21 protein-coding genes and 1 tRNA gene are annotated in these 21,953 nt (G+C 64.5%); 2 read left to right on the top strand and 20 right to left on the bottom strand.

Annotated elements, in window-relative coordinates; genetic code table 11:
- Nucleotides 1-56: 56 nt before the first annotated feature.
- From treZ to glgX, 3 genes are read right to left on the bottom strand one after another with little or no spacing between them, the layout of a single operon-like run.
- Nucleotides 57-1,811, bottom strand: coding sequence for a malto-oligosyltrehalose trehalohydrolase (gene treZ, locus CJ028_RS18245; RefSeq protein WP_105036612.1), 1,755 nt, complete (start codon nucleotides 1,809-1,811; stop codon nucleotides 57-59).
- Nucleotides 1,808-4,171: a malto-oligosyltrehalose synthase gene (gene treY, locus CJ028_RS18240; RefSeq protein WP_105036937.1), complete on the bottom strand. Its 2,364-nt coding sequence runs from the start codon at nucleotides 4,169-4,171 to the stop codon at nucleotides 1,808-1,810. Before treY ends, treZ begins: the two co-directional genes overlap by 4 nt.
- Nucleotides 4,172-4,206: 35 nt before the next feature.
- Nucleotides 4,207-6,393, bottom strand: a complete 2,187-nt coding sequence (glgX, locus tag CJ028_RS18235; RefSeq protein WP_105036611.1) for a glycogen debranching protein GlgX — start codon at nucleotides 6,391-6,393, stop codon at nucleotides 4,207-4,209.
- Between the two features lie 234 nt (nucleotides 6,394-6,627).
- Between glgX and CJ028_RS18230 the strand changes: the two genes are divergently transcribed.
- Nucleotides 6,628-8,388, top strand: coding sequence for a pyruvate dehydrogenase (locus tag CJ028_RS18230; protein ID WP_105036610.1), 1,761 nt, complete (start codon nucleotides 6,628-6,630; stop codon nucleotides 8,386-8,388).
- 85 nt (nucleotides 8,389-8,473) lie between these two features.
- On the opposite strand, the gene CJ028_RS18225 is transcribed toward CJ028_RS18230, so the two are convergent.
- The 14 genes from CJ028_RS18225 to rplU form a co-directional block, all read right to left on the bottom strand.
- Nucleotides 8,474-8,815: a TIGR02611 family protein gene (locus tag CJ028_RS18225; protein WP_105036609.1), complete on the bottom strand. Its 342-nt coding sequence runs from the start codon at nucleotides 8,813-8,815 to the stop codon at nucleotides 8,474-8,476.
- Nucleotides 8,816-8,869: 54 nt separating this feature from the next.
- Nucleotides 8,870-9,274: a YchJ family protein gene (locus tag CJ028_RS18220; RefSeq protein WP_105036608.1), complete on the bottom strand. Its 405-nt coding sequence runs from the start codon at nucleotides 9,272-9,274 to the stop codon at nucleotides 8,870-8,872.
- Nucleotides 9,275-9,316: 42 nt separating this feature from the next.
- Nucleotides 9,317-9,661 carry a histone-like nucleoid-structuring protein Lsr2 gene (locus CJ028_RS18215; RefSeq protein WP_105036607.1) on the bottom strand — a complete coding sequence of 115 codons (345 nt, stop codon included), beginning with the start codon at nucleotides 9,659-9,661 and terminating at the stop codon, nucleotides 9,317-9,319.
- 193 nt (nucleotides 9,662-9,854) lie between these two features.
- Nucleotides 9,855-9,930, bottom strand: a tRNA-Ala gene (locus CJ028_RS18210).
- Nucleotides 9,931-10,003: 73 nt separating this feature from the next.
- A complete protein-coding gene (rsfS, locus tag CJ028_RS18205; protein WP_105036606.1) occupies nucleotides 10,004-10,405 on the bottom strand; it encodes a ribosome silencing factor in 402 nt (133 codons plus the stop codon).
- Nucleotides 10,406-10,523: 118 nt separating this feature from the next.
- The gene (locus CJ028_RS18200) at nucleotides 10,524-11,645 is read right to left on the bottom strand and encodes a hypothetical protein (protein WP_105036605.1); all 1,122 of its coding nucleotides are present in this window, start codon (nucleotides 11,643-11,645) and stop codon (nucleotides 10,524-10,526) included.
- A complete protein-coding gene (nadD, locus tag CJ028_RS18195; protein ID WP_105036604.1) occupies nucleotides 11,642-12,235 on the bottom strand; it encodes a nicotinate-nucleotide adenylyltransferase in 594 nt (197 codons plus the stop codon). The genes CJ028_RS18200 and nadD overlap by 4 nt, the downstream gene beginning before the upstream one ends.
- Before the next feature lie 15 nt (nucleotides 12,236-12,250).
- Entirely contained in the window at nucleotides 12,251-12,466 is a 216-nt protein-coding gene (locus CJ028_RS18190) for a hypothetical protein (RefSeq protein WP_105036603.1), read from the bottom strand.
- 131 nt (nucleotides 12,467-12,597) lie between these two features.
- On the bottom strand, nucleotides 12,598-13,866 hold the full coding sequence (locus CJ028_RS18185; protein WP_105036602.1) for a glutamate-5-semialdehyde dehydrogenase: 1,269 nt from the start codon (nucleotides 13,864-13,866) through the stop codon (nucleotides 12,598-12,600).
- 45 nt (nucleotides 13,867-13,911) lie between these two features.
- A complete protein-coding gene (gene proB, locus CJ028_RS18180; RefSeq protein ID WP_105036601.1) occupies nucleotides 13,912-14,718 on the bottom strand; it encodes a glutamate 5-kinase in 807 nt (268 codons plus the stop codon).
- A 187-nt stretch (nucleotides 14,719-14,905) separates the two neighbouring features.
- Nucleotides 14,906-15,712: a glutamate 5-kinase gene (gene proB / locus CJ028_RS18175; RefSeq protein WP_105036600.1), complete on the bottom strand. Its 807-nt coding sequence runs from the start codon at nucleotides 15,710-15,712 to the stop codon at nucleotides 14,906-14,908.
- Entirely contained in the window at nucleotides 15,709-17,370 is a 1,662-nt protein-coding gene (gene obgE, locus CJ028_RS18170) for a GTPase ObgE (RefSeq protein ID WP_105036599.1), read from the bottom strand. The genes proB (CJ028_RS18175) and obgE overlap by 4 nt, the downstream gene beginning before the upstream one ends.
- A gap of 159 nt (nucleotides 17,371-17,529) precedes the next feature.
- Nucleotides 17,530-17,787, bottom strand: a complete 258-nt coding sequence (rpmA, locus tag CJ028_RS18165) for a 50S ribosomal protein L27 (protein WP_035836705.1) — start codon at nucleotides 17,785-17,787, stop codon at nucleotides 17,530-17,532.
- Between the two features lie 18 nt (nucleotides 17,788-17,805).
- Nucleotides 17,806-18,114 (bottom strand): 50S ribosomal protein L21, encoded by a 309-nt coding sequence (gene rplU / locus CJ028_RS18160; RefSeq protein ID WP_105036598.1) that lies wholly within the window; start codon nucleotides 18,112-18,114, stop codon nucleotides 17,806-17,808.
- A gap of 249 nt (nucleotides 18,115-18,363) precedes the next feature.
- Here rplU and CJ028_RS18155 point away from each other — a divergent pair, with 249 nt between their 5' ends.
- A complete protein-coding gene (locus tag CJ028_RS18155; protein ID WP_105036597.1) occupies nucleotides 18,364-18,636 on the top strand; it encodes a DUF4031 domain-containing protein in 273 nt (90 codons plus the stop codon).
- A 7-nt stretch (nucleotides 18,637-18,643) separates the two neighbouring features.
- Here the strand turns inward: CJ028_RS18155 and CJ028_RS18150 are convergent, their stop codons facing one another.
- The 3 genes from CJ028_RS18150 to CJ028_RS18140 are packed head-to-tail and all read right to left on the bottom strand — an operon-like array spanning nucleotide 18,644 to nucleotide 21,864.
- Nucleotides 18,644-20,131, bottom strand: coding sequence for a hypothetical protein (locus CJ028_RS18150; RefSeq protein WP_105036596.1), 1,488 nt, complete (start codon nucleotides 20,129-20,131; stop codon nucleotides 18,644-18,646).
- Nucleotides 20,121-20,900 carry a TIGR03943 family putative permease subunit gene (locus tag CJ028_RS18145; protein WP_240607411.1) on the bottom strand — a complete coding sequence of 260 codons (780 nt, stop codon included), beginning with the start codon at nucleotides 20,898-20,900 and terminating at the stop codon, nucleotides 20,121-20,123. The genes CJ028_RS18150 and CJ028_RS18145 overlap by 11 nt, the downstream gene beginning before the upstream one ends.
- Nucleotides 20,890-21,864, bottom strand: coding sequence for a permease (locus CJ028_RS18140; RefSeq protein ID WP_240607409.1), 975 nt, complete (start codon nucleotides 21,862-21,864; stop codon nucleotides 20,890-20,892). The genes CJ028_RS18145 and CJ028_RS18140 overlap by 11 nt, the downstream gene beginning before the upstream one ends.
- Between the last annotated feature and the right edge of the window lie 89 nt (nucleotides 21,865-21,953).

Raw genomic sequence — 21,953 nt, 5'->3', positions numbered from 1 at the left:
GCTGTAACGAAGTCAGCAGCCCCATCTTGCCAGACCCGCTCCGTCGTCGGTGCCGCTCAGGCCAGCACGACGACGGAGTGCGGGGCCAATTGCAGGGCGTTCGGCAGGCGGCCCTGCACGGCATCGGGACCAGTAGCGAAGGACAGCACGACCTCGCCCCCGCCAGCCGGTACGCGCACCGGCCCTTCACCGAGGTTGATCAAAATCTTGCTGCTACCGCGGTGCAGGCGCAACCAGCTCTCGGCAGCGTCGAACGACACGGCAACCTGGTCGAACCGAGGATCCGTGAAGTCGGGGTGCGAACGGCGAAGCGCCGCCAGGTCACGATAAAAAGCGAGCAGTCTCGCATGCTTGGCCTCGCCCGATTCGTGCCAATTAAGTTTGGAACGCTCGAACGTGGCCGGGTCCTGCGGGTCGGGAACGATCGCCGGATCCCAGCCCATCCGGGCGAACTCGCTGATACGTCCGGTGGCCGTGGCGGTGCCGAGCTCTGGTTCCGGGTGCGACGTGAAGAACTGCCAGGGCGTCGTCGCGCCCCACTCCTCCCCCATGAACAGCATCGGCGTGTACGGGCCGAGCAGGGTCAGCGCCGCGGCAATGGCCAGCTGGCCCACATCCAATTGGGCGCTGAGTCGGTCGCCGACCGCCCGGTTGCCGATCTGGTCGTGGTTCTGGGAGGCGACGACCAGCCGCCAGGTGGGCATCCGTTCCCGGTCGATGCGGCGGCCGTGGGTGCGCTCCCGAAAGCTCGAGTAGGTACCGTCGTGGAAAAACCCGTGGGTGAGCACCTTGGCGAGAGCGTTGAGGGGTTCGAAATCGGCGTAGTAGCCGGTGATTTCTCCGGTCAGGGCAACGTGCACGGCGTGGTGAAAGTCGTCGCTCCACTGGGCGTCGAGGCCGTAGCCGTTGGCCTCGCGCGGCGTCACGAGGCGGGGGTCGTTGAGATCGGATTCGGCGATCAGCGTGCGCGGCCGGCCGGTTTCGGCGCTGAGCGCTGCGACCTCACCGGCGAGCTGCTCGAGCAGGTGGGTTGCGCTGCTGTCGCGCAGGGCATGCACCGCATCGAGGCGTAATCCGTCGACATGGTAGTCGCCGAGCCACATCAAAGCGTTGTCAAGAATATAGCGACGCACCGGGTCGGAGTGCGGCCCGTCGAGGTTGAGGGAGGAGCCCCAGGTGTTGCCGGCCGCCTCGCTCAGATACGGCCCGAACTGGGGCAGGTAGTTGCCGCTCGGCCCGAGGTGGTTGTAGACGACATCCTGAATGACCCCGATCCCGCGCTGGTGGCAGGCATCGACAAAGTTCTGGTACGCGGCCGGACCGCCATAGCCCTCGTGTACGGCGTACCAGAGCACACCGTCATAGCCCCAGTTGTGGGTGCCGTTGAACGCGTTCACCGGCAACAGCTCGATAAAGTCGACGCCGATCGATTGCAGGTGATCGAGCCGACCGGCGGCTGCTTCGAGGGTGCCCTCTGGAGTGAACGTTCCGAGGTGCAGCTCGTAGATGATGGCACCGGCAAGCTGCCGCCCCGTCCAGGCGGCGTCCTGCCAGACGTGGGCCGCGGCGTCGAAACTGCGCGACAGCCCGTGTACACCGGTGGGCTGACGACGTGACCTCGGGTCGGCAAACGGCCCGCTCCCGTCGACGACGAACCCGTAGTCGACCTCGCCGGGCACGACTGATAAAGCGGATGCCGGAAGTTCCCACCAGCCGTCATCCCGCGCCGCCATCTCCAGCCGTCGCGGGCCCAACATCAACTGCACTGTCTGCGCGTCAGGTGCCCAGACCTCATATCTCTGCTCATTCATGCGTGTCGTCCGATGCGAGTGGAAGGGCGGTCTCGGTCGTCGGCGACCACCAGGAGTGCCACCGGATAGCGGGCCACCACGTCGGCAACGCGCAAGCTGGGGCCGTCGAATCGCTCAAGCGTGAGCACATTGACGTAGGTACGGCCGGCTACAGCCACTGTCGTGTCTTCCCAGCCGCCGGTCGCCTGCAGCCCGATCGGCAATCGGGTGGCCAGGGTGATCGCTCCCCCGCGATCAAACGCCACGAGGTGGCTCGCCCCCGCCCCGAAGGCCGGAACCGGGGCGTAGCGGCTGAAGAGGTCTGGCCGGTCGCGGCGCAACCGCAGGGCGCGCGCGGTGACCAGCAGCTTGGCGGCTCCCGTCTCATCGATCGGGGGGAGCCATCCGTTGTCGATCCGGGTCAGCAGCTCGCTGCGGCGGGAATAGTCCACCGGTCGACGATTATCGGGGTCGACGAGCGAGGTCTCCCACAGTTCACTGCCCTGGTACACGTCGGGAACGCCCGGCATGGTCAGCTGCAGCACTTTGAGCGCGAGCGAGTTGCTCCAGCCGGGCCGCTGTAGCCGTTCGACCACGCCGGCAATCAGATCGTGGGTCGGCCCCGGGCTGGTGGCGGCGGCGACGAGGTCGCCCAGTTTTGCTTCGAATTCGGTGTTCGGCTCTGTCCACGTGGTGGAGGTTCCGGCCTCACGCGCCGCCTTGAGCGCATAGGCGGTGAGCCGCTCTCGGCTGGCCGGCCAGGCACCAACGATCGCCTGCCAGACCAGGTTCTCAAACGGTGCATCCCCGAGCGGATGCGCCTGGCGCAGTTGTTCCAGCGTGTGCTCCCACTCGGCGGGAATCTCGGCGAGCACCGAAATGCGGGCGCGCACGTCTTCGGCGCGTTTGGTGTCGTGGGTTGACAGGGTCGTCATCGAGTGCGGAAACCCGGCCTGGCGCGTACGCTGCCGGTCGTGGAACTCGGCCACGGTCACGGCAAACTCGTCGGGGTCGGCGCCCACCTCGTTGAGCGAGGTCAGCCGACCAAACCGGTAGTAGGCCCGATCTTCGACGCCTTTGGCCATCACCATGCCCGAGGTCTGTTGAAAACGCACAGCAGCCGGATGCCCGGGGTCGCCGAGCAGCGGCAACAATCGGTCGATCTCCGCCCCAAGTTCCGGGCGATGCACGGTCGCACGCTCGGCCGCGGCCTGCAGGTGCTCGGAACCGAGGGGCAGATACGAGCGGTAGACCGGAAACCAGGCCAGCAGTTCGGCGACGGCGTCGGCGGTGGTGTCGGTGTCCTCGTCGCTCGGCACCAGACGGGCGATGCGCAGCACTTCCGAGCGCAGGATGCCGTCGGCCACCGCACGTTTGTTGCGATAGACCAGGTCGTGCCAGGCAACGGTGTCGCCCTGCAGCCGTGATTCCAGGGCGTCGAGGGCAGGCTGTCCGGCCGGATCGACCAGCACGCGGTCAACGTCGGCGAGGGCGTCGTACCCGGTGGTCCCCGCGGTCGCCCAACTCGAGGGCAATTGTTCCGGCCCTTCGAGAATCTTCTCGACCAGCACGTACGCCCCGTCGGTGGCGCGGCGCAGGGTCTGGAGGTAGCCGGCCGGGTCGGCCAGGCCGTCGGGGTGGTCGACCCGCAGGCCCTGCACCAGGCCGTCCTGCACCCAGCGCGCGATCTCGCGGTGCGACTCTTCGAACACCCACGGCACCTCGACCCGAATGCCAGCCAAACTGTTCACGGCGAAGAAGCGCCGATAGTTCAGCTCCGCGTCGGCGCGACGCCAGTTCACCAATTCGTAGTGTTGGCGGTCGTGCACCTCGGCCGGGCTGGCACCGTCGTCGGCGGTGCCAGCAGCCAGCGGATAGCGATTGTCGAAGTAGGCCAACTCGCCGTCGACCAACTCGAGTCGGTCGAGCTCGCCGCGGCCCACACCGGGCGCGTCATCGCCCAGCACGGGAATTCGAATCTTGCCGTGGCCGAATTCCCAGTCCACGTCGAAGGCCTCGGCGTACCGTGATTGTTCGCCGTTCTGCAGCAGGTCCCACCACCAGGAATTCTGCCGTGGCGTCGCCACGCCCACATGATTGGGCACGATATCCACCAGCACGCCCTGTCCCGCCCGATGCGCCGCAGCGGCCAGGCGACCCAGGGCATCCGCCCCGCCGCGTGCGGGATCGACGAGCGAGTGGTCGACGACGTCGTAGCCGTGATCCGATCCGTCCTCCGCCTTCAACAGCGGCGACAGGTAGAGCCAGTCGGCGCCGAGATCGCGAAGGTAATCGACGATCTGTGCGGCCGCGTCAAGGTCGAAATCCGCCGTGATCTGCAGGCGGTAGGTCGACAAGGGCACGGCAACGGGCTCCGTCAAGGAAAGATCTGCGTTGAAAGTCACCGACTCGGCCCTCAGCTCGAGCCTGGCAGCGTGATCAGGCCGGTGGCACCGGCCAGTGACGCCGCGACGGAGTGATCCGGTGCAACTTCGGGTTCGTGATAGGCCCGCAACACTACGAGGGAACGACCAGCCACGGTCTGGATGGCTCCGGCCGGACGGGCGATGGAATCGGCACCCTCACCGGCGGTGTCGACCACAATTTCCCAGGCCGGGGCATATTCGTCGGGCGGCAGCCTGAATTCCACGTCCTCGGCGTCGGCGTTGAACAACAGCAGAAAGTTGTCGTCGGTGACGTCCTGACCGCGCACGTCTCGCTCGCGGATTCCATTGCCGTTGAGAAATTTAGCCACCGTGCGAGCGAGGCTTTCGTCCCAGTCTTCCGACGCCATCGGTTCGCCATCGGTGCCCAGCCACACGATATCGGGCAGCGATTCGCCCGCGACGCGATTGCCGGGGCGACCGTCGAAGAAGCGACTGCGCCGAAACGTCGGGTGCTCGCGGCGGAGGCGCGAGACGGCCGCGGTGAATTCAATCAGTGGCACATCGGCTTCGTCCCAGTGCACCCAGGTCAGCTCGTTGTCCTGCGCATAGGTGTTGTTGTTGCCGAGCTGGGTTCGGCCCAGCTCATCGCCGTGCAGCAGCATCGGTACCCCCTGCGACAGCAGTAGGGTCGCGATGAAGTTGCGCGCCTGGCGGGCGCGTAACCCGCGAATCTCGGGGTCATCTGTGGGTCCTTCGACGCCGGAGTTCCACGACCGGTTGTGCGACTCACCGTCGTTGTTGTCTTCGCCGTTGGCATCATTGTGTTTCTCGTTGTACGAGACCAGGTCGGCGATGGTGAAACCATCGTGCGCGGTGACGAAGTTGATCGACGCCATCGGGCGGCGACCGGAATGCTCGTACAGGTCGGCCGAGCCGGCCACTCGGGAGGCGAACTCGCCGAGCGTCGATGGCTCACCGCGCCAAAAATCACGCACAGTGTCGCGGTACTTGCCGTTCCATTCCGACCACTGGGAGGGAAAGTTGCCCACCTGGTAGCCGCCGGGACCGACGTCCCACGGCTCGGCAATGAGCTTGACCTGGGACACGATCGGGTCCTGCTGCACGAGTTCGAAAAAAGTAGAGAGCTTGTCCACCTCATACAGGTCACGGGCCAGCGCGGAGGCCAGGTCGAACCGAAAGCCGTCAACGTGCATCTCGAGCACCCAGTAACGCAGCGAGTCCATGATGAGCTGCAGCACGTGCGGGTGCCGAACATTGAGGGTGTTGCCGGTGCCGGTGTAGTCCATGTAGTACCGTTTGTCGTCGTCCATCAGACGGTAGTAGGCCTCATTGTCGATGCCCTTGAATGACAGGGTCGGCCCCAGGTGATTGCCCTCAGCGGTGTGGTTGTAAACCACGTCGAGAATGACCTCGATACCGGCGGCGTGCAGGCTGCGCACCATGCCCTTGAACTCCTGCACTTGCTGGCCGAGATCACCGGTGGAGGAATAGGCATTGTGCGGCGCGAAAAAGCCGATCGTGTTGTAGCCCCAATAGTTATTCAGGCCCTGCTCCACGAGAGTGCCGTCGTTGACGAACTGGTGCACCGGCATCAACTCGATGGCGGTCACGCCGAGCTTTTGCAGGTGGTCGATCACCGACGGATGCGCCAGGCCAGCGTAGGTGCCCCGTTGGGTTTCGGGCACGGACTCCTGCAGCTTGGTGAGGCCCTTCACGTGCGCCTCGTAGATAAAAGACTCGCTGTAGGGCGTACGGAGGGATCGGTCACCGGTCCAGTCGAAGAACGGGTTCACGACAACGCCAAGCATCATGTGCGAAGCCGAGTCCTCATTGTTCGGGGAGTCCGGGTCGTCGAAATCGTAGGAGAACAGCGACGGGTCCCAGTCGATGGACCCGGTGGTGGCCTTGGCGTATGGGTCGAGCAGCAGCTTATTCGGGTTGGCCCGGTTACCGGCCGCCGGATTGTAGTCGCCGTACACCCGATACCCATAGCGCTGCCCGGGCTGCACGAGCGGCAAGTAGCAGTGCCAGATGAAAGCGGATGACTCCCGCACGTCGACCCGCGTTTCACCGCCGTCTTCGTCGAGGAGACACAGCTCGACGCGTTGGGCGGCTTCGCTGAACAGGGCGAAGTTGGTACCGCTCCCATCGAACGTTGCGCCGAGCGGGTAGGCGGTTCCGGGCCAGGTTTCCATGAGACTCCTCGGGATGAAGATGGGACACGGTCAGGTGCGACAGAGGCGACGAGACAGCGCCGACGGATGACCGAATCGCGCTTGGAGAATACGCTACAGGCATCCGCCGACATATCCGTTCACCCGGCCAGAGCGGGAGCCGGCTGGCATCGGAAAGAGAGTTCCCTTGGTCGGGAGAAGGTCAACGGCCAACCAGCACTGTCTTTCCTCCGCGCCTGGGCGTTGAATGGTGGCATGGCATCCTCAGTCGCAGACCAGCTCATCGGCCAACTTCAACAGGCGGGAGTCCGCCGCATTTACGGGATCGTCGGTGACAGCCTGAATCCTCTCGTGGATGCGGTGCGCCGAACCAATGGTTCGGCCAAGGGCGGCATCGACTGGGTGCACGTGCGCAACGAGGAGGCAGCCGCATTCGCTGCCGGAGCGGATGCCCAGCTCACCGGTGAGATCGCCGTCTGCGCCGGAAGTTGCGGGCCTGGCAACCTGCACTTGATCAACGGCCTGTACGACGCTCATCGAAGCGGCGCCCCGGTACTCGCAATCGCCAGTCACATCCCCAGTTCCCAGATCGGCAGCGAGTACTTCCAGGAGACCCACCCTGACCGCCTCTTCGTTGGCTGCTCCAATTATCGGGAGCTGATCTCCTCCCCAGCCCAGGCTCCGCGAGTGGTTAATTGCGCTTTGCGTCACGCGATCAGCCTCGGTGGTGTGGCTGTGATCAGTCTCCCGGGGGATATCGCCGAACTCGATGCGGTCGGAGAGGCGCCCGAGTTGGTCCGGCCGGGAACCCCGGCGCTGGTTCCGGCCGACGCCGACGTGAAGGCCCTGGCCGATGCCATCAACGAGGCCAGGAGCGTGGCCATATTCGCCGGTGCCGGCGTGGCTGGCACCCACGACGCGGTCATTGCGTTCGCCGATCTGCTCGCGGCCCCGGTCGGGCACACCCTCCGTGGCAAGGAGTGGATCCAGTACGACAACCCGTTCGACGTGGGCATGACCGGCATGCTCGGCTACGGCGCCGCACACGAGGGTATCCACGACGCCGACCTGCTGATTCTCCTCGGCACCGATTTTCCGTACGACCAGTTCCTGCCCAACGGCGAATCCGAGCGGATCGCCCAGATTGATGCCAAGGCCGAACATCTTGGTCGTCGCGCCAACGTGCACATCCCGGTCCATGGAGACGTGGCATCCACGATCGCCGCGGTGACACCACTGATCGTGCCGCGCAGCGACCGACGGTTCCTCGAGAAGACCCTCAAGCGCCACGACCGACTGCTGAACAGCGTGGTCGGTGCTTACGCGAAGAACGTCGACAAGAAGGTGCCAATCCACCCGGAGTTCGCGGCGTCCCTGCTCGATGACCTCGCAGCAGACGACGCCATTTTCACCGCCGACACCGGCATGTGCAACGTGTGGCAGGCTCGCTACATCAACCCGAACGGCCGCCGCCGCATCATCGGATCCTTCCTGCACGGGTCCATGGCTAACGCCCTTCCCCAGGCCGTCGGCGCCCAGCTCAGCCATCCGGGGCGCCAGGTCATCTCCATGTCCGGCGATGGAGGACTGGCCATGCTGATGGGCGAACTGGTCACGGTTGCCGCATACAAACTGCCGGTCAAGATCATCGTGTTCAACAATTCGACCCTCGGCATGGTCAAGGTCGAGATGCTCGTCGACGGCTTCCCCGACTTCGGCGTCGATGTTCCCCCGGTCGACTACGCTGCGGTGGCCAACGCTCTCGGGATCTTCGGCCAACGGGTCGAGAAGCCCACCGATATTCGGGGAGCCCTCGAAGCCGCGCTCGCGTACGACGGACCGGCGCTCGTCGACCTGATCACCGACCCGTTGGCGCTCTCGCTTCCTCCGACCATCACCGGCGACATGGTGCGCGGGTTTGCCCTGGCGGTGTCGAAGGTCGTGATGAACGGGGGCGCCGGAGAGGCCGTCAAGCTAGCCAAGAGCAACGTGAGGTTGATTCCGGGGCACCGTTAGCTAATCAGGTGCACCTCAACCGAGCTGTTCGCGCACGAGCGGTGCCACCTGCGTGCCGTAGTGGGGCCACACTTCAACGTGAGCCTCAGGCGGAACGCGACACCCGGTGCTCGCGGCGCGCACGCCACCAGGCCCACACCCGCGTCATAAGGCGCTTCAGGAACGCGCCGACCCGGCGGGCCGAGGCGAACTCCGTTCCGAGAACGGCGAGGCCCAGAAAGACGATGAGCCAGCCCGGCCCCGGCAAAGGAATGAGAACGGCACCGACCACAATGATGATGGTGCCGAGCAGACCGATACCAAGGCGATAGGTCAACAGTAGGTAGGGATGCCCGTCGACCCAGGAACGAGCACCCCGAAGAAGACGACGCACCGGATGCCGCGGATCGCTTCCGCTGGCCATATCGCGGGACAGGTGCAGCGGCATATCACCCAACCTAAGCCCACATTCTGGGAGGTCGCCTGCGCAAATTACGTCGCCCTATCCGCCTATCAAACTATCCGGCGCGGCATCGAGGTAATACCACTGGTGGTCGGTTTTGAGAAAGCGGCTGACTTCACGCTGCTGTGCCGCGATACCGTTTTCACGATAATGCGCGATGAATTCCACAACGCCTTCCTTATCGAGTAGACCGCCGCGTTCGGTGCGAACGATATCGAGTCGACGCCACGATATCTCCGCATTTAATTCGACTCGCTCCGGCCTGGTGACCGGATGCCACGAATTCAGCAGATAGCGTTCGTCGCCGCGTGCAAAGGCGCTATACCGCGACCGCATAAGCCACTCGGCCGTTGGCGGTCGGGCTGCTCCGCTATGAAAACGTGCACAGCATGCTGAATACGTGTCCCCGCTCAGGCAGGGACACCGTTGGTCCAGGCTGTTCATGGCCGGTGGCGCTGTGCTCGAAAGCGCTGGCGCGGCGGGGATCTACTTGGCCTGAGCGTTCGCGTACGCTTCGCGCACGGTGCCGGCAATGCGCCCACGGTCGGATACCTGAACTCCGTTCGCGGCGGCCCAGGCGCGAATGGCCTGGAGCTCGGCGCGGTCTGAACCGGCCGAACTGGCGCCGCGTGGTTTGGCGGGCACATAGCCGACCCGTCGGGAAACATTTGTGTAGGGCTTGATCGCGACGCGAAATTCAGCGAGATTCTCGGTGGACAGATCGATCTCGTACGATTCACCCTCGAAGGCATAGGACACGGTTGCTCCGGAGCCATTTTCAATAACGGTGCCGTCAAGGTCGTCCAGCAGCTGAACCGTGGTCTTCTTCATTTTGAGATTCTCCAATGGGGTGTCGAATACATTCGGGATGGATACATTCGCGTGTGGCGATAACCACTAACGAATTATGGCTGCCCAAATCTTTTTCCGATACCCGCCACGCGGTATTTCTTTTGCATTCACAACTTGTGCACCACGGATCACAAAAAAAATAGCCCCGACAATGTCGGGGCTATTTCATATTTGGTGGATCCGAGGGGATTCGAACCCCTGACCCCCTGCATGCCATGCAGGTGCGCTACCAGCTGCGCCACGGACCCAGATTGTCGTTTCGAATTGCTCCGAAACAACTTTGTTAGCTTACAACACAGATTGGGATCTGCGAAACCGAAGCTACTCCGCGACCTCGTCGGTAGCCTCTTCGGCCGTCACTTTGGCGGGAATCCCGGTCGGAATCACCGGGCAATCCTTCCACAGGCGCTCCAGGGAGTAGTACTGGCGCTCTTCCTCGTGGAAGACGTGTACAACCAGGTCACCGAAGTCAACGAGCACCCAGCGGCCGGCGGCACGTCCCTCACGACGCAGCGGCTTGTGGCCGGCCTCGATCAGCTTGTCTTCAATCTCGCCCGCAATGGCTACAACGTTTCGCTCCGAGCGCCCCGTGACGATGAAGAAGATATCGGCCAGGGGAAGCGGGTTGGAGACGTCGAGGGCAACGAGGTCTTCGCCTCCCTTGGAGTCGGCGGCGGCGACGGCGATGGCGAGCAGCTCGAGGGCGTGGGCTGAGGTGGTCATGAATGAATCCTTGAGATTGTGCCGCGAGGCGTGAATGCAGATGCGGCGATGATAGGGGGAACGAGCGAGCCGGAGAGGCCCGGGACGGAGGAGGGAAACGGATGCATGGCGCTGGGCACTAGAAAATACCCAGCAGGTAGGTCACGAACAGCGCCAGAACGCTCACGGCCAATGCGGCCGTCGTGATGACCAGAACAGTGGGAAGCGAGGCACGCTGTTTCTTGGGTGGGGTCAACATGCCACGGGTAGACGCGTGCGTGCTCACAGCGCGACTCGCACTGACTGGGGCCGAGTCGCCGCCGAGCTGATCGGCGTCGAGCTGGTCCATCATGTGGTCCATCTCCGACGAATCGAACAGATTCGGGTGGGCGCCGGTCGAGCCAAGGCTGCGCGGCAGGTCGAATGACCCGGTGATCATGATCTCGCCCGTATTGGAGATGGGACTCGAACTGCTCGGCTGGTGGGGAATCGACGGCAGGATGAGCGCGTTCGTGGTGGTGGGAATGCCACCAGCCCCGATACCGCGGTTGATCAGTTCGTCGAGGGATTGGTCTGGCTGCGATACTTCGACGCGCGAAGTATCCTCGTCGACCGACCAGTGTCCGATCGGCGGTATCCAACCGGTCTTGTCGCTGATGGTCTGGTCGGGCGCCTCGATCGGCGCCGTAACGGCCGGCTCTGCCACACTCGGCTCTGCGACGATCGGTTCAGCCGCGAGTGGTTCGGCGTACATCTGCTCCGGTTCGACCGGGTCAACTTCAACCGGCGTGGTCGGCTCGGGCTCGATCAGCTCGGCCTCAACCAGCTCAGCATCTACCGGTACAGCGCCAGCAGGAACAGCCTCGACGGGCTGACCGGCGAGGTTCGCGAGGCCTTCGGTCGTGAGGCCTTGTTCCTCGTCTTCACGCGCGTGCAGGGCGCGCAATTCCCGGCGACTCAGGGTGTGCGGTGCCGAAACCGGAGCCGACGGGGTGGGCTCGGCTGCAGCCGGGGCCGGCGCTGGGACGGCGATGTCTTGCGGCTCTTCCGGTTCGGGAGCCGTGTGGTGCCGGCTCGTTCGCCGTGATGAAGACGAGTATGCTGATGCGGCGAAGGAGGCCGGGCGCAGCGCAGCCGGGGCCAGCACCGGAACGTCGAGGGTCGGGATTGAGTCATAGTCCGCGGCGGCTTCGTCGCCCTGTTCGCGGGCACGTTCGCGCGCCTGACGTCGGCTGAGCGGCTGAGGGTCTCCCGACGTCATGCCACGCTCCGATACAGATGATGCTTTGAGATGTACTGGACGACCCCGTCGGGGACCAGATACCAGACCGGGAATCCCCGATTGACCCGTGCCCGGCAGTCAGTGGACGAAATAGCCAGTGCCGGAACTTCCAATAAGCTTACGTCTTGGTTCGGCAATCCCGAAACGCTCAGCTCATGGCCCGGTCGACTCACAGCCACGAAATGTGCCAGCTGCCACAGTTCGCGCACGTCTTTCCAACCGAGAATTTGGGTAATCGCATCCGCTCCGGTAATGAAGAACAATTCGGCATCCGGGCGTTCTTCATGCAGATCACGCAGGGTGTCAATGGTGTAAGTCGGGCCGACCCGGTCGATATCCACCCGACTCACCGTGAACCGCGGATTAGACGCGGTCGCAATCACGGTCATCAGGTAGCGATGTTCGCCACGGGTGACGCCGCTTTTTTGCCACGGCTGCCCGGTCGGCACGAAGATCACCTCATCGAGGTCGAAACTCTGTGCCACCTCACTCGCAGCGACGAGGTGCCCATGGTGAATGGGGTCGAACGTTCCGCCCATCACGCCGATGCGCGGGCGACGAACTGTCACGAGAGAATCAGGCTTCTAGTGGCCACCGGTGCTGGTGGTACCACCGTGTCCGCCGTGCGCGGCAGCGTAGGCGTCGGCCTTGCCACTGTGGCGGTTGGATACATCACGAAAGCTCCACAGCACGACGCCCAGAGCCAGGAACAACACGGCGGCCACCATCGGGTAGACGATGAGCGGCAACGGCAGGGCGATGTGCTCGACCTCGGTCAGCACGGCACTCACAAAAGACATCGGTTCTCCATTCACGCGCCGCGCAGTCGAGCGCGGCCCCAGTCGGCCGCGACGAGTCGCGCGCCTGACGACTCACGCCGTCGCCTCATTCTAGCTTGACCGGCGCGCTTGACCGGCACCCTGGTGCGAAGCTACGCGCGTACCTGGCCGGTGCCGCGCACGATCCATTTGGTGCTGGTCAGCTCGGGCAAACCCATCGGCCCACGGGCGTGCAGCTTCTGGGTGGAGATGCCCACCTCGGCGCCGAAGCCGAATTCACCGCCGTCGGTGAACCGAGTGGACGTGTTGACCATGACCGAGGCCGAATCGACCTCGTTCAAAAAGCGTTCAGCGTTCTGCAGGTCGTTGGTGATGATCGACTCGGTGTGCCCGGTGGAATAACGGCGAATGTGGGCCAAGGCCTCGTCGAGGGAGTCGACAATCGCCACCGAGATGTCGAGGCTCATGTATTCGGTGCCCCAGTCGTCATCGGTCGCCGGGACAGCGGCCGGATAGAGCGCGCGGGTGCGAGCATCCGCGTGAATGGTGACACCGGATGCGACGAGCTTGTCCAGCACCTCCGGGAGCAGCCGTTCAGCGGCACTACGGTGCACGAGCAGGGTTTCCAGGGCATTGCAGACGCTCGGACGGTGCGTCTTGGAGTTGTGCACGATATCGATCGCCCACTGCTTCGTGGCCGTCTCATCGAGGAAGACGTGCACGACGCCGTCACCGGTCTCGATGACCGGCACCTGGGACTCTCTGACCACGGTCTGAATGAGGTTGGCGCTGCCGCGGGGAATGAGCACGTCGACGTAGCCGCGAGCTTTCATGAGCTCGGTAGCGCCGGCCCGGCCGAAGGGATCGATGGTTTGCACCGAATCGGGGTTGAGTCCGGCGTCGGTGATGGCCGACTGCACCAGGTCAATGAGTACCCGGTTGCTGTTCTCGGCCGCTGAGCCGCCGCGGAGAACGACGGCGTTTCCGCTCTTCAGGGCGAGGGCCGCCAGATCGACGGTGACGTTGGGGCGAGCTTCGTAGATGACGCCGATGACGCCGAACGGAACGCGCACCTGGCTGATTTTGATGCCGTTGGGCAGGCTGCTGCCGCGCACGACCTGGCCGACCGGGTCGGTGAGCAGCGCGATCTGGTCGACCGAGTCGGCGAGGGCTGCGATGCGGGGTGCGTCGAGCTTCAAGCGGTCGAGCAGGCCAGTGCTGAGTCCGTTGGTGGTGCCGGTCGCGAGGTCGACCTGGTTGGCCGTGACGATCTGCGCTACGTGGTCGCGCAACGACTGGGCAATGCGTTTGAGGGCTTGATTCTTTATCTCCGTCGGCGCTGAAGCGAGCAACAGGGAGGCGGTGCGAGCGGCCTCGAGCGTGGGCGTGAGCTGGGCTACATCGTTCAGAGACTGCAACATGCCCCCAGTTTACGCAAGGCGCGCCCGGGAGACTATTCTCGACTCTCAGGAAATGCGCAGTGCTGACGGTGCCGGGGACGGTTCGAACCAGGTTCCCACCGGTTCTCCGCGCAGTGCCTCGGCCACCAGCCCGGTCGCAGTGACCAGCACGGCGGTTCCGGCCTGGGCGGCAATGCGCGCCGCCGTCACCTTCGTGCTCGCTCCCCCGGTGCCGACCCCGTTGACGGCCGTTGCACCGAATTCCATCCCGAGCAACGGGTCACCAGATGCCACGTGGCTGATGCGCTCCGCCCCCGGCAGGTCGGGTGGGCAGGTGTAGAGGGCATCCACGTCGCTGAGGAGCACGAGCAGGTCGGCACCGATCAGGGTGGCCACGAGGGCGGCCAGTCGATCGTTGTCACCGAATCGAATCTCGTGGGTGGCGACGGTGTCATTTTCGTTGACGATCGGAAGAATGCGCAGTGCCATCAGGCGTTCCATGGCCCGCTGCGCGTTGCCGCGGTGGGTGGCGTTGTCGAGGTCACTCGCCGTCAGCAACACCTGACCGGCCACAATGTCGTAGCGGTCGAGGCTGTCCTGGTACCGAAAGATCAACAGATTCTGACCAACGGATGCCGCCGCCTGCTGGGTGGCCAGGTCTGTCGGCCGCTCCTGCAGTTGGAGGTACGGCATGCCGATGGCAATGGCACCGGACGACACCAGGACCACCTCCGTGCCCCGGGCGTGGGCTTCGGCCAGGGCATCGACGAGGGGCGCGATCTGCCCGGAGTTTTCGCCACTGATCGACGAAGAACCCACCTTGACGACGATGCGAGCGGCGGATCGAACGACGCCCTGCGAGTGCGCCCTCATCGACTCGGGTGCCCCACAATGTCAACACTCACGACGTGCAACCCCACAGACAACTGAACCTCCGGCGAGAATAAGGGCCACGCCGTGCGTGGCTTTGGCAGTTTATCGAATGCAGCGAAAGCTTTTCACCGCCACGAGCCAGGTGGTGACGCCCGAAGAGTACTTCAGTGCGCATTCCCAATCTTCACTAGAGCAGCGCGCGACGCTTTTCGCTGGCCATCGGCTCGAACCAGGTACCCACGTGCTCGCCGCGCAGGGCTGCAGCGGCTAGTTCGGTCGAGGTGACCAAAACGGCGGTGCCGGCCTTGGTGGCGAGGCGGGCGGCGACGACCTTGGTGCTCGCTCCCCCCGTGCCCACTCCGGTTGCTCCGCTCGAACTGAACTCGAATCCGTCGAGCGGGTCGTCGGCGGCGATGAAGTCGAGCTTCTCGGCGCCCGGCAGGTGCGGCGGCTTGGTGTACAGCGCGTCGACGTCGCTGAGCATGATCAGCAGGTCGGCGTGGATGAGGGTTGCCACGAGCGCTGCGAGTCGGTCGTTGCTGCCGAACCGCAGGCCGTAGACGGCCACGGTGTCGTTCTCATTGACGACCGGCAGAATACGCAGGTCGAGCAGTCGTTCGAGTGCGCGCCGGGTGTTGCTGCGGTGCGGCTCCTTCAGGGCGTCGCCCTCGGTCAGCAGCACGGTGCCGGCCGCGAGGCCGTAGCGGTCGAGGCTTTCCTGGTAACGAAAGATGAGCACGTTCTGCCCGACGGCGGCCGCCGCCTGCTGGGTCGCGACATCGCTGGGTCGTTCGTCGAGGTTGAGGAACGGCATCCCGGTGGCGACGGCACCCGAAGAGATCAGCACGACCTCGGTGCCGCGACCGTAGGCTTCGGCGAGGGCGTCAACGAGTGGGGTGATCTGGTCGGAGTTCTCGCCGCTGATCGACGAGGACCCGACTTTCACTACGACGCGTTTCGCGCCCGCTACGTTGTCTCTGGCTAAGCCACTCACTTCTGTACTTCTTCCGTTGGGTCTGACTCAGTGTCGTCAGCGTCGGCATCCGTTTCGATGCCCGTTTCGGGCTCAGTTTCAGGCTCGGCGAAGCCGACCGGCGTGGCAAAGTTCAATTCCACGTCGGCGAGGCGCACGTCCTCGTTGTGTTCCTCCTCGCCGGTCTGCCACATACCGGCTTCGCGCTCACGAATGAGTTCGGCACGGGCGGAGGACTTGGCGTCCATCCGGCCGAAGTACTCTTCGCGGCGTTCGTTGCTGGTGCGGCGTTTCGGCTCGTCCAGGCGGGCGTCGGTTCCGCGGGGAGCGGTGATGAGTTCGGCGGTGGAGGTGAGCGTGGGCTCCCAGTCGAAGACGACACCGTGGCCGGGGCCGATGATGACGGTCGAGCCGGCAATGGCCCCCGACTTGTACAGTTCGTTCTCGATGCCGAGCTTGGCGAGTCGGTCGGCGAGGAAGCCGACGGCCTCATCATTGGTGAAGTCGGTCTGCTGAATCCAGCGTTCCGGCTTGGTGCCGAGGATGCGGTAGATGTTACCGAAGGTGCCACCCTCAACCTTGATGACGAAGCCACCCTCGTCGACGGCCTTGGGACGGATGATGATGCGCGGCTTCTTCGCTTCGGCAGCGGCAGCCTCGGCGCGGCCCTGTTCCACGACTTCAGCGAGGGCGTAGTTGAGCTGCTTGAGGCCCTCGTGGGTGACGCTGGAGATCTCGAACACGCGGTAGCCGCGGGCTTCGAGGTCGGCCTTGACGAAGGCGGCCAGTTCGCGGCCTTCCGGCACGTCGATCTTGTTCAGGGCGATGAGCTGGGAGCGCTGCAACAGCGGCTTCTGACCCTCAGGCACCGGGTAGGCGTCGAGTTCACCGAGAATGACGTCGAGGTCGCTGATCGGGTCGCGGCCGGGCTCGAGGGTGGCACAGTCCAGCACGTGCAGCAGGGCGGTGCAGCGCTCAACGTGACGCAAGAATTCGAGGCCAAGCCCCTTACCCTCGCTTGCGCCCTCGATCAGGCCGGGCACGTCAGCAATGGTGTAGCGCGACTCGCCCGACTCGACGACGCCGAGGTTAGGGTGCAGCGTGGTGAAGGGGTAGTCGGCGATCTTGGGCCGAGCGGCGCTCATGGCGGCGATCAAGCTGGACTTGCCGGCGGAGGGATACCCGACGAGCGCGACATCCGCTACGGTCTTGAGCTCGAGGTATACGTCGCCTTCCCAGCCGAGCGTGCCAAGCAGGGCAAAGCCCGGGGCCTTGCGCTTGGTCGAAGCAAGGGCGGCGTTGCCGAGCCCGCCCTGGCCACCGGGCGCCACGATGAGGCGCAGGCCGGGTTCATTCATGTCGAGGAGCTGGTTGCCCTCAATGTCCTTGACCACGGTGCCGATGGGAACCATGAGCTCGCGCATCTCGCCATTGTGTCCGTTGCGGTGGTCGCCCATGCCTGGACCGCCGTTGTCGGAGCTGCGGTGCGGCGAACGGTGGAAGCCGAGCAGGGTGGTCGTGCTGGGATCGGCCACGAGCACGAGGTCTCCGCCGCCACCGCCGTTACCACCGTCGGGACCGGCGAGGGGTTTGAACTTCTCGCGCTTGACCGAAACGCATCCGTTTCCTCCGTTGCCCGCTCGTAAATGCAGCGTCACGTGGTCAACGAATGTGGCCATGGAGTGCCCCTTTCAGGTGGCGCAAGAAATGCTTCAAAACGAAAGTGCTATGAAACCTGTGCGTGGAACGATGTGCTATAGAAAGTGCTGAACAAACACGTCAGGGCGGACCGAAGCCCGCCCTGACGTTGTGTACGAAAAATGCTGTGCTTTGGAAACCTACTCGGCTGCAACCACGATGTTGATGACCTTGCGGCCACCCTTGGCGCCGAACTGCACGGAGCCGGCTTCGAGGGCGAAGAGCGTGTCGTCGCCGCCACGGCCGACGTTGACGCCGGGGTGGAAGTGCGTGCCGCGCTGACGAACGATGATCTCGCCCGCTCCGACAACCTGACCACCGAAGCGCTTTACGCCGAGGCGCTGGGCATTCGAGTCACGACCGTTGCGAGTGGAACTCGCACCTTTTTTGTGTGCCATCTGTCTATCTCCTCAGGCCTAGGCGATGCCGGTAATCTGAACGCGAGTGAGCTCCTGACGGTGCCCCTGACGCTTCTTGTACCCGGTCTTGTTCTTGAACTTCTGGATGACGATCTTCGGACCGCGAAGGTTGTTCAAAACCTCGGCGGTGACCTTGATCTTGGCCAGCGACGTAGAGTCAGAGGTGATCTTGTCGCCGTCGACGAGAAGCACGGCGGCCAGCTCGACGTTGCCGTCCTTGTCAGCCTTGATTCGGTCCATCGTCACGATGGTACCGACCTCTACCTTCTCCTGCCGCCCTCCGGCGCGCACAACTGCGTAAACCACTTTACGTACCAATCTCTGGGGAGCCTGAGGCTCCGATTTGCGGAATCTCACTGCTCTAACTTGACTGCTGTATTCACTGCAGTACACGAACCGGCTGGCCCAGCGCACTCAGAAAACCTTGGTATTGGCGTTTAGTTATCTAACGCACACCAAGGGTTGACTTTACCTGATCCGCTACCCGTGGTCAAACCAACGGCACGGCGTGTCTCAACCACGTCTGAAACACGGGGCGGCTCGTAGACTTCGATCATGGCAATACTTATCGACCAGCCTAGCTGGCCTGCGCACGGAACGGTGTGGGCACACCTCGTTAGCGACTCGAATCTCGAGGAATTGCACGCTTTCGCCGCTCGGACCGATGTTCCGCGGCGCGGTTTCGATCTGGATCACTACGACGTGCCCGAAGCCCGCTACGCGGATCTGGTGGCCTCGGGGGCCGTGCCGGTGAGCTTTCGGGAGATGATCGTGCGGCTCCGCTCCAGCGGGCTGCGCGTGACCGCCCGACAGCGGCGCGGGCTGTAGCCCTCGGCTACTGCCAGGTGGCGTCGAAGCCGAGCACGCTACGGCGCACGTCGCCGGTGGCCACGTTCACGAACAGGGTCGTCGCCTCCGTCGCTTGAGCATTGACCGGGTATCCGTCAAAGAGCTCGGTGTCACGGTTCGGCACGATCTGCACCGCCAGGAACTGGTCGTTCGGCGAGAGCTCGAAACCAACGATGGTTTCGTCAGCGGATACCGGTGCATAGACGGTGCGCGCCTCACCGCCCTGCACCAGCGAGAGATACTGCCTGACCGAACCGGTGGCGGCGTTGAACTCGGCGACGCGCTGCACGTAACCGTCTCCCCCCGCGAGAAAGCGCAGTTCCGCCGTGTACTGGGTGGTGCCGGCCACGCTTTGCGGCACGATGGGCGACTCTGTGCCCTGGGACAGGTCGAGCACGTACTGGCCGTCGCGGTCCGAGACGGCGATGCGCACCCCGTCGGGGGCGAACGCGGTGAGGTTCGCGAATTGCCCGAGCGGAACCGGTGGGTCAAACTCTGGTTCGTTTTCGAGCGGGTTGCCGCCGGACTGGTCCAGCGGATTGATCAGCAGCAGGGTCGAGTCGTATTGCCGCGCGACGATGTCGGCGCGGCCCGCCATGAAACCCCAGATCGTGACACTCAGGGGGTTCCCTGCAAGGTCTTGGACAGCCGTGGCGGCGTTGGTGCGCAGGTCGAGCACGAACAGCACGTTCTCATAGTGGGGGCCGGCGGCATCCGCTGCGCTGGTGAAACGAAAGCCGAGCAGGGACTGGCCGGGTGCTGCCTGCAGGTCATGCACGAGGCCGACGCCGGGCAGGTTGAGGGCTTCGGCTGTACCGTCGGCGTCGACGCGATAGAGCGCGTTGGTGAGCTCGGAGCTGCCCTGGACGGACGTGACGGTGGCCACCGCGAGTTCGCTGCCGATCGGAACGAACTGCTGGATGTTCGGGGTTGTAAAGGCCACGGCGGTGTCGGCTGAGCCGGTCGTGGTGCGCAGGATGCGGTCGGCGGCCCGGGCACCGGCATCCGTGGACGGTGCCGCGCGGCTGAGGTAGTACAGCGAGGGCTCGCTCGTGCTGAATTCTGCGGTGATGATCGAGTTTCGATCGACGGCCGTACCGGTGACGCCGCGCACGGAAACCGAATAGTCGGTGTTGTAGGCGAGCGGTTGGGGAAAGGAGATGACGAAAGAGTTTGCGCTCGTCGTCACCTGGAATGTCGCGGCCGGCTCGATGCTGATCTGCTCGGGGGTGACCTCCACGAGTTGTCGGTTCGTCGCGAGCACCAGGCGTGCGTTGGCAGCGGAAACCACTGCGGTCGTGTCGACGTCGACGGCGGTGAGGCGGGGGCCGCTCAGCAGGTTGACGGCGACGAGCGCGGCGCAGGAGGCGACGAGGCCACCGACCAGTATCCAGAGGGAGCGGCGGAACGGGCGCATCGATCGTGGCGGGCGAGGTTGCCCGGTCAGCAGATCGACCCCGAGGTTAGTAGACATAGGGATCATTCGGCTGGTCAACGACAAGGATTTCGACCGGGGTGATCGCGAGCGGGTCGCTCGCCGCGGCGCTCACGCTCTGGTCGAACCGGCCGGTGACCTGCACCCAGTCGTCGACCTCGTACTCGGCCTGCCAGTTTGGCAGGTAGACCGGAACGCCAATCGGCTGGGCGTCGACGGCGCAGCAGGTCACGACGAACCGGGCGACGTAGAACACGTTCTCGGGGTCCTTCGCGTCCGGCGTCACGAATCCGATCACCTGCGCGGTCTTGTCGGCGTAGAAGGCAGGATCGGACGACTGCGCGAGCAGTGACACCCACTCCCGCACACTGAGCTGTTCGAAGTCGCCGGTGCCGATGAGCGCAGCGGCCTGCTCGGCGTCATTTTCGGTGCCCAGCCCGCCGGAGTTCACCTCGCGCTGGGTCGCGGTCGCGCTGCTCAGCGTGGTCGGCGGAACAACAACCATGGCGACCCCCATGACCAGGAGCAGCACGACTCCCACCCCGGTCAGGGTCGTTTCGAACCGCCCCGTGTGCTCGACCTCGAAGGTGCGTCGCCGGGCGAACCCAGCAGCCACAAGCACGAGCCCGATCACGGCCATGGCGATCGTGAAGACGAAGTAGCGGGGGTGAATGTAGAGGCCGAGCTGGCCGCTCAGACCCAGCCAGAGGGTCGCCACGACGACCACGAGACTGAGCACGACGCCCTGCCAGCGCTCTGCCCAGTAGCGCAGGGCTGCGGCGGGCGGCATCCGTTGGTCAGGCAACATAGTTCACCAGCAATCCGAGCGCCGCACTCATCAGGCCCACCACGACGGTGATCTGCAGGAGGGTGCGGCTGGTAAAGGTCGTGCGCATGAGGGCGAGCATTTTGACGTCGATCAGGGCGCCAAACACCAGGAATGCCACGATTCCACCGGGCAGAAAGGTACTGCCGAACGACAGCACGAAGAAGGCGTCGACGTTGGAGCAAACCGCCACGATGAAGGCCAGGGCCATCATGGCGAGCACCGACCAGACCGGGTTGCTGCCGAGGGCGAGCAGCACCGACCGCGGCACGAACACCTGGGTGAGCGCGGCTACGGCGGAACCGATGAACAGGGCCGGCATGATGACCGACGTTTCGCGTATGAAAATCTCGGTGGTCTGGCTGAACCGGCTCTCGCGAGCGTGCGCATGATCGTGCCCGCTCGTGGAGCCGACGGCGCAGGCCGCCGCGAACCTGGTCGTCAGCAGGCTTTGCGGGTCGGGGTGCTTGCTGAACAGCCAGCCCACCACGTTGGCGATGAGGAATCCGCCGACCAACCGCGCCACCAGAATGTGGCCGTCCCAGCCGAAGGCTTGGTGCGTGGTGATGATGGTGATCGGATTTAAAATAGGGGCGGCGAGCAGAAACGTGATCGATTCGGAGACGGTGAACCCGCCCACCATGAATCCGCGCGCGAGCGGCACGTTGCCGCACTCGCAGACCGGAAAGAACATGCCGAGCAGCGAAATCGACGCACGCCGCAGGATCGGGTTGCGCGGCAGGTGTCGAGCCAGCACGCCGTGCGGCAGCCAGACCTGCACGACCGCTGAGAGCAGAATGCCCAGAAGAACGAACGGCACCGACTCGATGATGACGCTGATCGCCAGGGTCAGGGTATCTTGCACCCGGTCGGGCAGTTGGAAATCGCTCAGCTGCTCGTCGACGAAGGCGGGCGAGAGTGCCCGCACGACGAAAACGGCGAGCACCACCAACACCCCCGCGGTGAGGCCGAGTGGCCATCGCCGCAGGAGAGGGAGCTGCCCGCCGATTGCGTTACCGTCTGACTTCTACCCGG

The sequence above is a fragment of the Cryobacterium aureum genome (genome assembly GCF_002954245.1).
GTDB classification, from domain to species: domain Bacteria; phylum Actinomycetota; class Actinomycetes; order Actinomycetales; family Microbacteriaceae; genus Cryobacterium; species Cryobacterium aureum.
Note: the sequence above shows the minus strand (reverse complement) of the source record. Positions and strands in the feature narration are given on the sequence as shown.

Coding starts and splice junctions, on each gene's coding strand:
- treZ (WP_105036612.1), bottom strand. CDS start 1,811: ATGAATGAGCAGAGATATGAGGTCTGGGCACCTGACGCGCAGACAGTG.
- glgX (WP_105036611.1), bottom strand. CDS start 6,393: ATGGAAACCTGGCCCGGAACCGCCTACCCGCTCGGCGCAACGTTCGAT.
- CJ028_RS18230 (WP_105036610.1), top strand. CDS start 6,628: ATGGCATCCTCAGTCGCAGACCAGCTCATCGGCCAACTTCAACAGGCG.
- CJ028_RS18225 (WP_105036609.1), bottom strand. CDS start 8,815: ATGCCGCTGCACCTGTCCCGCGATATGGCCAGCGGAAGCGATCCGCGG.
- CJ028_RS18220 (WP_105036608.1), bottom strand. CDS start 9,274: ATGAACAGCCTGGACCAACGGTGTCCCTGCCTGAGCGGGGACACGTAT.
- CJ028_RS18215 (WP_105036607.1), bottom strand. CDS start 9,661: ATGAAGAAGACCACGGTTCAGCTGCTGGACGACCTTGACGGCACCGTT.
- rsfS (WP_105036606.1), bottom strand. CDS start 10,405: ATGACCACCTCAGCCCACGCCCTCGAGCTGCTCGCCATCGCCGTCGCC.
- CJ028_RS18200 (WP_105036605.1), bottom strand. CDS start 11,645: ATGACGTCGGGAGACCCTCAGCCGCTCAGCCGACGTCAGGCGCGCGAA.
- CJ028_RS18190 (WP_105036603.1), bottom strand. CDS start 12,466: ATGTCTTTTGTGAGTGCCGTGCTGACCGAGGTCGAGCACATCGCCCTG.
- CJ028_RS18185 (WP_105036602.1), bottom strand. CDS start 13,866: ATGTTGCAGTCTCTGAACGATGTAGCCCAGCTCACGCCCACGCTCGAG.
- proB (WP_105036601.1), bottom strand. CDS start 14,718: ATGAGGGCGCACTCGCAGGGCGTCGTTCGATCCGCCGCTCGCATCGTC.
- obgE (WP_105036599.1), bottom strand. CDS start 17,370: ATGGCCACATTCGTTGACCACGTGACGCTGCATTTACGAGCGGGCAAC.
- rpmA (WP_035836705.1), bottom strand. CDS start 17,787: ATGGCACACAAAAAAGGTGCGAGTTCCACTCGCAACGGTCGTGACTCG.
- CJ028_RS18155 (WP_105036597.1), top strand. CDS start 18,364: ATGGCAATACTTATCGACCAGCCTAGCTGGCCTGCGCACGGAACGGTG.
- CJ028_RS18150 (WP_105036596.1), bottom strand. CDS start 20,131: ATGTCTACTAACCTCGGGGTCGATCTGCTGACCGGGCAACCTCGCCCG.
- CJ028_RS18145 (WP_240607411.1), bottom strand. CDS start 20,900: ATGTTGCCTGACCAACGGATGCCGCCCGCCGCAGCCCTGCGCTACTGG.